The sequence below is a fragment of the Martinezella tropici genome (genome assembly GCF_003287875.1).
In the GTDB taxonomy this organism is placed as follows: Bacteria; Pseudomonadota; Alphaproteobacteria; order Rhizobiales; family Rhizobiaceae; genus Rhizobium; species Rhizobium tropici_C.
This window is the reverse complement of record NZ_QMKK01000011.1, coordinates 109,660-120,001: the sequence shown is the minus strand read 5'-3', so window position 1 is coordinate 120,001 and position 10,342 is coordinate 109,660. Positions and strand designations below refer to the sequence as shown.

Annotated in this window: 6 protein-coding genes; 5 read left to right on the top strand and 1 reads right to left on the bottom strand. The window is 62.2% G+C overall.

Translation table 11 applies throughout. The annotated features are described in order from the left end of the window. Window positions 1–19: 19 nt before the first annotated feature. The 5 genes from DQ393_RS00690 to trxA all read left to right on the top strand — a co-directional run bounded on the left by DQ393_RS00690 (window position 20) and on the right by trxA (window position 8,728). Entirely contained in the window at window positions 20–733 is a 714-nt protein-coding gene (locus DQ393_RS00690; protein ID WP_112339906.1) for a hypothetical protein, read from the top strand. 112 nt (window positions 734–845) lie between these two features. Continuing rightward, complete coding sequence (locus DQ393_RS00685; RefSeq protein ID WP_112339905.1) at window positions 846–1,577, top strand: nucleotidyltransferase family protein; 732 nt, start codon at window positions 846–848, stop codon at window positions 1,575–1,577. Between the two features lie 4 nt (window positions 1,578–1,581). After that, window positions 1,582–4,773 (top strand): double-strand break repair protein AddB, encoded by a 3,192-nt coding sequence (addB, locus tag DQ393_RS00680; RefSeq protein ID WP_112339904.1) that lies wholly within the window; start codon window positions 1,582–1,584, stop codon window positions 4,771–4,773. Continuing rightward, window positions 4,766–8,332 (top strand): double-strand break repair helicase AddA, encoded by a 3,567-nt coding sequence (gene addA / locus DQ393_RS00675; RefSeq protein ID WP_112339903.1) that lies wholly within the window; start codon window positions 4,766–4,768, stop codon window positions 8,330–8,332. The genes addB and addA overlap by 8 nt, the downstream gene beginning before the upstream one ends. 75 nt (window positions 8,333–8,407) lie before the next feature. Continuing rightward, window positions 8,408–8,728, top strand: coding sequence for a thioredoxin (gene trxA / locus DQ393_RS00670; RefSeq protein WP_112339902.1), 321 nt, complete (start codon window positions 8,408–8,410; stop codon window positions 8,726–8,728). Between the two features lie 252 nt (window positions 8,729–8,980). On the opposite strand, the gene DQ393_RS00665 is transcribed toward trxA, so the two are convergent. Continuing rightward, window positions 8,981–10,309, bottom strand: a complete 1,329-nt coding sequence (locus DQ393_RS00665; protein WP_181592262.1) for a bifunctional folylpolyglutamate synthase/dihydrofolate synthase — start codon at window positions 10,307–10,309, stop codon at window positions 8,981–8,983. Window positions 10,310–10,342: the final 33 nt, after the last annotated feature.

Sequence of the window (10,342 nt, the reverse complement as noted above, 5' to 3'; positions counted from 1 at the left end):
CAATAGGCGAAATCAGGACATGCTTTTAGGGCGCCGGACGTTGTTCTCGATCGCTTGGCTCTCCGGCTTTATGTTTTTGGTAAAGCGCAGTTTTGGAGAAGATTTGGCCAGTCCCGATAACCCAGAGCCCTTCGGCTACAAGACTGGTTGGTTGGCAATTAGCACCAGTGATACGGCTGCGGTCATTCATGAACTCGGGCTAACCCAGGTGCAAGCTGCGACATGGCGACGAGGGCTCGAAGAAACTCATGCCTATCCCCCGAAGGGAGTTCCCGTTTTTGTATGCCCGCCCATCAATGGCTGGACACTCGTTGTCACCGGGCTAAACGTTGATGGTGATAGTGAGGCTTTGCGGAAAACCTTATGCGATCTATCGAATAGATTTGGTGAAGCCCAGTACTTTGCCTCTTATCGAGTGGTCAACGCCCAGGTGTGGCAACGTGCGCGCCACGGCGCAATGGAGCGGGCTTTTAGCGTCGCCGATGGTACAGTTACTCTGAATTTTGGCGCAACAACGCAAGATGAAATGGATCTCGGCCTGCCAGAAATTTCAGCGCTTACACCAGAGTATCTCAGCAAAACATCCGATCCCCTATACAGCCGCTGGATTTTTGGCTCGGAGGATAATCCATCACGGCTTGCCGAGAAGTGGAGTATCAATCCACTAAAAATCGGTACTGACTTCGCAACAACACCTTCGATGGGGTACTTAGGTCAGATGCGATCAGTCTGACGGGCGGATCGGCGGCGAAGTGAAGCGGAAATAACCCGGTGAACCAAGACCCACGACGGCTTTCCGGCCTTGTGCTATGGAAAGAAGATATGAATCGAAAGTTCGAGACGAAATGACTATCAAGCAAGCCATGGTACTGGCGGCGGGGCTCGGAACCCGCATGCGGCCGATCACCGACACCATCCCGAAGCCGCTGGTGACGATCGCCGGCAAGGCGATGCTCGATTACGCGCTGGATGCATTGGTGCAGGCAGGTGTCGAGCGGGCTGTCGTCAATGTCCATCACCATGCCGACCAGATGGAGGCGCATCTGCGCAGCTATTGCGGCCTTGAAATCCTGATTTCCGACGAACGGGACGCGCTGCTGAACAATGGCGGCGGCCTCGTCAAGGGCCTGAAACTTCTGAGCCGCGATCCGGTGTTCGTCATGAACGCCGATCTGTTCTGGATCGGCGAGAAGCCAGGCCACCCGACCAATCTCGAAAAGTTAGCCGGGTTCTACGACGAACAGCGCATGGACATGGCTATGCTGTGCGTCGAACTGGAACGGACCACTGGCCATAATGGCAAGAATGACTTCGCCATGGCGCAAGACGGAAGGCTCGCCCGCTACCGCGATGTCGGACGCGATGGCGTCGTTTATGCCGGTGCAATCGCGATGAACCCCTCCTTCCTCGATGACGCGCCTGATGATGCCTTCAACGTCAATATCTACTTCGACAAGGCCATTGAGCGCGGCCGGCTCTACGGTACCATGATGGATGGTCACTGGTTGACTGTCGGTACGCCGGAGGCGATCGGCGAGGCGGAGGAAGCGATCCGGACGTTCCGGGCGTTTGCGTGAGCCTATGACGGGCGGGCACCGGCAGCGCATCCTGACGATTCCGGCAGGCCTGCCCTTCCTGAAGACCCTTGCGTCCGCTCTCTGCGACGGGCGGTTGACCGAACATTTCCGCCATGATCCGAGCGACCCGCTGTCGCTCGCCAAGGTCAGCATCTTCCTGCCGACGCGGCGCGCGGCGCGCGTACTGCGGTCGGAATTCGTCGATCTGCTCGGCGGCCGTTCCGCCATTCTGCCCGTCATCCGCCCGCTCGGCGAAACCGATGACGACAGCGGCTATTTCGAAGAAGCCCTGCCGGAAACGGCCGACCTGGCACAGCCGCTTGCCAATACGGCGCGGCTCTTGGAACTGGCGCGGCTGATTCTTGCATGGCGCAACAAACTGCCGCAGATCGTGCGCGACATTCACTCCGACTCGCCGCTGGTGGCGCCCGCAAGCCCGGCGGATGCCATATGGCTCGCCCGCAATCTCGCCGAACTCATCGATTCGCTTGAGACCGAGGATCGTGAATGGAGCGAGCTTGCCAGCCTCAGCGCAGAGGATCATGCGCTCTGGTGGCAGCTGACGGCGGAATTCCTGGCGATTGCTAGCGCCTTCTGGCCGGCGCGCCTCGAAGAGCTCGGCAAATCGTCGCCCGCCCGCAACCGCAATGCCATCCTGCGTGCCGAAGCGCAACGGATCTCCACCATGCGGCACCCCGGGGCTGTCATCGTTGCAGGCTCGACCGGCTCGGTGCCGGCAACGGCGGAGCTGATCGCGGCCGTCGCGGCCCTGCCGCAAGGCGTGATCGTGCTGCCCGGCCTCGATCTTGCGATGCCGGAAGAGGATTGGCAGCTGGTGGCGCCCGAAACATCGATCAGCGAAAGGGCAGACCCGACGACGCGCAGCCATCCGCAATATGGTCTTTCCCTGCTCCTGAAGCGGTTGCGCGTCACCCGACGCGATGTCGAACCTGTCGCGGATGCGGCTGATACCATGCAGATGCGGGCGCAGATCCTGTCGCGCGCCCTGGCGCCGGCCAAGGCGACGAGCGGCTGGGGAGGCTGGCGCAAGACGCTCGCTCCCGATGCAATCCCGGATGCATTCGCCGATGTGGCGCTGATAGAAGCGGCTAATGAGCGCGAGGAGGCGACCGCGATCGCCATCGCCTTGCGGCTGGCGTTGGACAAGCCGGGGCGCAACGGCGGTGAAAGCCAGGCGGCCTTGATCACGCCCGACCGCAATCTCGCCCGACGCGTGACGGCCGAGCTTGCCCGTTTCGGCATCACCGCCGACGATTCGGCCGGCACGCCGCTGAACGCAACGCCACAGGGCACGTTGCTGCAATTGCTACTGGAAGCATCCCTTCGACCCGGCGATCCCGTTGCCGTCGTCTCACTGCTCAAACATCCCCTCGCTTTGTTCGGCCTGCCAGCAGAAATACACCAGCCGGGCATCGATGCGCTGGAGATCCTCGCGCTCAGGGGCGGCGTCGACAACATCGACATCGGCAGGCTGGAAGCCCTGCTCGACGACCGCGTGGCAGAACAGGCAAATGACCGCCATGCGCCGCAATGGCGCAAAGCGCTGCCGGCCGAGGCCATCGAGCATGCGCGGGCGCTAGCCCAGCGAGTGACTGCGGCCTGCGAACCGCTGGTATCGGCGCTGTCCCTGCCCGCGTCAGAGAGCCTCCTAACACTTTCGGATTGGGCCGAGCGTACGGGCCGTGCCCTTGAAGCTGCGGCCGTCGACGAGCGCGGCAGCCTGGCAGGCCTCTGGTCTGGCGAGGCGGGAGATACGCTTGCCAGCCTGCTTCGGGATGTCATCGAGACCGAAGGTCAGCTTGAAGCCGATGGCGTGCAGTGGATCGACATCATGGCTGCGCTCGGTGTGGGACAGGCGGTGAAGCCGCGGGCGCTCAGCCATCCCCGTCTCTTCATCTTCGGCACGCTGGAAGCGCGCTTGCAGAGCGTCGATACGCTGATCCTTGGAGGGTTGAACGAGGGTTCCTGGCCGGGGCAAACGGCAAACAATCCCTTCATTTCGCGCAGCATGAAAACCGAGATCGGACTGGAGCCGCCCGAGCGCCGCATCGGCCAGCTGGCGCACGATTTCGAAATGGCGAACGGAACGCGCGACCTGATCTATTCCCGCGCGCTGCGCCAGGGCTCGACGCCGACGGTCGCATCCCGCTGGCTGCAGCGGCTGATCGCACTCGGCGGCAGGGAGCTGGAAGAGGCCATGAAGGCGCGCGGCGACCAGTATCGCCATTGGGCTGCAATGATCGATGACGGCGAAAACCAGGCGCCGGCGCTGCGCCCGGCTCCGAAGCCGCCTGCAGAATTGCAGCCGAAGAGCTATTCCTTTAGCGAAGTGGGCCGGCTGCGACGCGATCCCTATGCGATCTATGCCCGGCGCGTGCTGCGGCTCGATCCGGTCGATCCGTTCAACCGCGATCCCGGCCCAGCCGAACGTGGTACGCTCTATCACAAGATCATCGATCGCTTCGTTCGGGAAGGACACATCGCCGGTACGCCGGATGCGGCGCTGGCCATGGATCGGATCATCGCCGAGCTTTTCGACGCCGAACGGCTGCCCGTCCATATCGACAGCGTCTGGCGACCACGTTTCCGCGAGGTAGCGCGCGCCTTCCTTGATTGGGAAGCGGAACGGCGGCCGGTGGTTCGCAAAACTGCGACGGAAGTGCCTGCCGGCGTCGAGATCGAGCATATCGGCATTCGTCTCACAGGCGTTGCCGACCGCATCGATATCAAGAGCGACAAGGGCGCCGATCTCATCGATTACAAGACCGGCTACAATCCCTCGCCGCCGCAAGCGCGCGCGCTGCTCGATCCGCAGCTGGCACTGGAAGCCTATGCGCTGAAGGCAGGCGCCTTCCGCAATATCGGCGCACTGATCCCCGAGAACCTGCTTTATGTGCGGTTGCGGCCCGGCGATCGTTTCAAGGTCGACCAGGTCAACAACGAGCATTCCAGCCGCGGCGGCAAGACGGAAACGAAGTCGGCTATGGATCTCGCGCAGGAATCGATGGACCAGCTGGTGAAATTCGTCTCGCTGCTGCAATCGGGCGAGAAAGGCTTTTCCTCGCGGCTGATCCCGGCGCAGCAGTTCGAATATGGCGGTGACTACGATCATCTCGCCCGCGTTTCGGAATGGTCGACGGCCGAGACCGAGCAGGAAGGCGGCGGCGATGAGTGACTTTCCCGCCGACGATATCGCCATCCTGCCCGAGAGCGACGATCCCGGCGTCTGGATCAGCTGGACGACCATCCAGCAGTCCATCGCCTCCGATCCCGAACGCTCAGCCTGGGTTTCGGCCAATGCCGGCTCCGGAAAGACGCACGTGCTGACGCAGCGCGTCATCCGTCTGCTTCTTTCCGGCGCGCGGCCCTCGGCGATCCTCTGCCTCACCTATACGAAGGCCGCGGCCTCCGAAATGTCGAACCGCGTCTTCGACCGGCTCGCGGCCTGGGCGACGATGCCTGACGAAGAATTGAAGAAACGTATCGCCGATATCGAGGGCAACGAGCCGGATCTCTTCAAGCTTGCCGAGGCGCGGCGGCTCTTTGCCAAGGCGCTGGAAACGCCGGGTGGACTGAAGATCCAGACCATCCATGCCTTCTGCGAAGCCTTGCTGCATCAGTTCCCGCTCGAGGCAAACGTCGCCGGGCATTTCTCCGTTCTCGACGATCGAGCGGCCGAGGTCCTGCTTGATGATGCCCGCCGTGCGCTGCTGACGGCAACGACACCGCATGGCGATGCCGAACTGGCGCGAGCGTTCGACTATGTACTCGATCTCGGCGACGAGTCCGGGCTCGAGACCCTGCTCGGCGATATCGTTGCCAATCGCAATGCGATCCGTCGTTTCATGGAAGCAGCCGAACGCAAAGGTGGCATCGAGGCTGCGTTGCTTGCCCGGCTCGGCCTCACGCCCGGAGAGACAGAAACGGGCATTGCCGAGCAGTATTGGCCGTTGCCCGATCTGTCCGGCGCAACACTGGAGCTTTATCTCACGCTCGCCGACCAGAAGGGCGGTGCCAAGGCTCAGGAAGTTGCTTATGCGCTGCGCCTCGCCAAACGCGAGGCAGATCCGCTTGCCCGCGCCGAGATCCTCGAGAAGGCCATGCTGACCGCCAAGGGCGAACCGAAATCGGACAGCCAGTTCTTCGTCAAGGCAATGCTCGCCGATGCGCCTGCCCTCGCCGATGCCGTGGCTGCGGCGCGCGCCCATGTCGTTGCCAGCCGCGACCGGCTGAAGCTGATGCGGATGTATCGGGCCACCCATGCTGCGCTCATTCTCGCCGATCGTCTGAATCGCGACTATGAGGAGCTGAAGAAGCGGCGCAGCCAGCTCGATTTCGAAGACCTTATCACCCGCACGGCCGACCTTCTGACCAAGAAGGATGTCGGGCCGTGGATCCACTACAAGCTAGATCAGGGCATCGATCACATTCTCGTCGACGAGGCGCAGGATACGAGCCCGATCCAGTGGAGCGTCATCCAGTCGCTGGCGGAGGATTTCTTCTCCGGTGACAGCGCCCGGCCGACGCTGCGCACGATCTTTGCCGTGGGTGACGAGAAGCAATCGATCTATTCGTTCCAGGGTGCCCGTCCCGAACGATTTTCGGAGGAGAGCGACCGCACAAGGCGGCGCGTGGCGGCGAGCGGCCAGCAATTCTCGTCGATCCGCCTGCCCCTCTCCTTCCGCTCGACGGCCGATGTGCTCGGCGCCGTCGATCATGTCTTCACCAGTGCGGAGAATGCCAGGGGGCTTAGCGCCGTCAACGAGCCTGTCGTGCACCGCTCCAGCCGCATCGGCCACCCCGGCGCCGTTGACCTCTGGGAGATAATCGCGCCAGAGCCGGCCGCCAAGGAAGAGGACTGGACGGCACCTTTCGATTCGACGCCGGAAAGCGCACCCGCGGCCATTCTGGCACGACGGATGGCACATACGATCGGCAATCTCGTCGGGCGGGAAACAATTATCGAGAAGGGCAAGGCCCGTTTTATCGAGGCCGGCGACATTCTGGTGCTGGTGCGCAAGCGCGACAGCTTCGTCAACGCGCTGACCCGCGCCCTGAAGCGGCGCGGCAACATTCCCGTCGCCGGTGCCGACCGTCTTGTCTTGACCAGCCATATCGCCATTCAGGATCTTCTGGCGCTCGGCCGCTTTCTGTTGCTGCCGGAGGACGATCTCTCGCTGTGTGCGCTCCTGAAAAGCCCATTGTTCGATCTGAGCGAGGAAGATGTCTTTGCCGTTGCCGCCTATCGCGATGACGAGGAAAGCGTCTGGAGCCATCTGCAGAGATTTGCAACCGACGGCCACGACCGTTTCAGCCAGGTGGTCGAACGGCTGAAGACTTTCCTTGCCCTCTCGAAGAGCCTGCCCGTGCACGATTTCTATGCGCGCGTGCTCGGCAGCTTCGGCGGCAGACGGAAGTTTCTGGCACGGCTCGGCACGGAGGTCAGCGATATCCTCGACGAATTCCTGACCTTCACGCTCGATCACGAGACGAGCGGCCTGCCCGGCCTGCAATCCTTCATCTCGACGCTGGAGTTGGAAGCGCCGACGGTCAAGCGCGAGCAGGACAAGGGCCGCAACGAAGTGCGAATCATGACGGTGCATGCCTCGAAGGGGCTGGAAGCGCCGATCGTCTTTCTCGTCGATGGTGGCGGCAAGGCCTTCACCCACACACATCTGCCGAAGTTGCGGCTGATCCAAACCAGAGGAGATGAGATCCCGCTGCCGGTCTGGGTACCAGTCTCGGCGCTCGCCAATTCGCTGACGCAGACCGATACGGCGCGGCTGCAGGCGCTGGCGGAGGAGGAATATCGCCGACTGCTCTATGTCGGCATGACCCGCGCCGCCGACCGGCTGATCATTTGCGGCTACCGTGGCGTCCGCGAGAATGCCGATACCTGGCATGCGATGATTTCAACCGCCCTGCGTGGCGATGAGCTGCGCTGCACGCAGAAGACTTTCACCGGCCCTGATGGCGATTGGCAAGGCTTGAGCTGGCGGGTTGCCCAGGTCCAGCTCGAATTCGAGACCGCTAAGGGGCATGAGAAGCGTTCCGAACGCGCTGGCCTGCCTGGCAGCCTCCACCGCCCCCTACCACCGCAAAGAAGCCTGCCGCGGCCTCTCAGCCCCTCCGGCGTCGGCACCGTCATCGATGAGGAAGCCGACGATCTGTTGGTGACTTCGGCGCTTTTCGGCGAGAAGGCGAAATCCGACCGCGCCCTGCAGAAAGGCCGCTTCATTCACCGGATGCTGCAGACCTTGCCCGAGATCGCGCCCGAGGAGCGCGCCGATGCCGCCCGCCGCTATGCCGAACGGGCCGCGCGCTTCTGGCCGCAGGCCGAGCGCGAGGCACTGGTAAAATCTGTCATGGCGCTGCTGTCGCATCCGGATCTGCAGGGCGCGTTCAGCACCCATGCGCAGGCCGAAGTATCGATCATGGGCACGCTAAAGCTCGGCAGTCGGTCCTATGCCGTCTCTGGCCGTATCGACCGACTCGCGGTGCTCGACGACCGTGTCGTCATTCTCGACTACAAGACGAATCGCGTGCCGCCTGACGAGGAAAACGCCATTCCCTTCGCGCATAAGGCACAGCTTGCCATCTATCGCGAGATCCTTGCGCCGCTTTACTCCGGAAAGCGCATCGACTGCATGCTGGTCTATACCGAAAATGCCTCGATCTACATGCTGTCGGACGGGGCGCTTGCATTGGCGCTTGCGGAGCTCGAGACAAAGTGAAATACCACATATTGACATATGGGCACCGCACCATCACATATCTTGCAACCCGCAAATCCTGGTAAGGAGCAGCCTATGGCTACCGTTAAAGTCGATACCTCCAACTTCGCCACTGAAGTGCTGCAGTCTGCAGAGCCTGTTGTCGTTGATTTCTGGGCCGAATGGTGCGGCCCGTGCAAGATGATCGCCCCGGCTCTGGAAGAACTCGCCGTGCAGTTCGAAGGCAAGGTCAAGGTTGCCAAGCTTAACATCGACGAGAACCCGGAACTGGCCGCCCAGTTTGGCGTTCGCTCGATCCCGACGCTCGCCATGTTCAAGGCCGGCGAAGTTGCCGACATCAAGGTTGGCGCCGCCCCCAAGACAGCCCTGCAGAGCTGGATTTCCAGCGCATCCTGATCCGTATCGATCGCATGGAACAAGAGCCCCGCTTCGGCGGGGTTTTTTGTTGGTGCGGAGAGAGCGAGCCATCCTCGCCCTTCGAGGCTTCGCACCTCAGGGTAAGGATGGGGCAGGCTCGTCGCCGTGGCAAAGCACAGGCAACGAAGAAATGAGCCCGGAGCGGCTGGGCGCAAAGGTTAGCCCTCATGCTGAGGAGGCCCCCAGGCCGTCTCGAAGCACGAGGGCGGATGGTTGACCACCCGACCAAAATCACCGCGGCGGCGTGCCGTTATCCGCAAGCACATCGCCGACCAGATAAAGCGAACCGCCGATCAGAATGCGCGGCGCTGACGAGTTCGGCACTGCGACGGCCTTGATGGCATCCAGCGCCTCGACGACATCAGACATGGGCTCGCCTATGAGGCCGGCATCATAGGCGGCATTGGCCAGGATGACCGGATCGATCATCGCTTCACTGCCGCGGATCGGCACGCAATAGACCTTCTCCGCAAGGCCAGCAAAGGCCTTGAAGTATCCCACTGGATCCTTGGTATTGATCATGCCGATGATCAGGAACAGAGGCCGCGGCTGACGTTCCTCGAAATTGGCCATGGCCTCCGCGATGACTTCGCCGGCGCCGGGATTGTGGCCGCCATCGACCCAGATTTCCGCACGCTCGGGGGCATGCGGTAGCAACTCGCCATCCGTCAGCCGCTGCAGGCGTCCCGGCCACTCGACCGATGTCATCGCTTTTTCCATCATCGCTTCGGTGACGACGAAACCGGCGGCCTTGACCGCCCGTATGGCGGCAGCGGCATTGCCATATTGATGACGGCCCGGCAGGCGCGGCAGCGGCAGATCGGCCAGACCGAACTCGTCCTGATAGACCAGCTTGCCATATTCCTCATGGGCGGAAAAATCCTGACCGAACACGGCCGTCGGGCAGCGAAGCCGCTCGGCCGTCGAGATCAGCACATCGAGCGCGGCATCATAGTCCTGATGGCCGATGACGACCGGATGGCCGGCTTTGAGGATGCCCGCTTTCTCGGCCGCGATCAGCTCGACGCGATCGCCGAGGTAGGGCTGATGATCGAGCGAAATCGGCATGATGACCGAGACGGCGGGATCGGAAATGACATTGGTGGCATCGAAGCGACCGCCGAGACCGACCTCGATGACGGCAACATCGGCCGGATGCTCGGCAAAGAGGAGAAAGGTCGCGGCTGTCAGGATTTCGAAAACGGTGATCTTCTGCCCGTCATTGGCCTTGGCGATACGCCTCAGCACATCGGCGAACACGGTATCGTCGACAAGCCTGCCGCGGCCGCCCTTGACGCCGATGCGGTAGCGCTCGTGCCAGTTGACGAGATGGGGCGAGGTATGGACATGAACGCTATAGCCGCCGGCTTCGAGCAGCGCGCGGCAAAAGGCCGTCACCGAGCCCTTGCCGTTGGTGCCGGCAACATGGATCACCGGCGGCAATTTCTGGTGGGGATTTCCGAGGACTTCGAGCAGCCTTGTTATTCTCTCCAGAGAAAGATCAAAGCCCTTGGGGTGCAACCCCATGAGCTTCTCTATCTCGCGTGCTGCCTCGCTCATTGCGGACTGATCCATAGACGTCATGCCGCACCT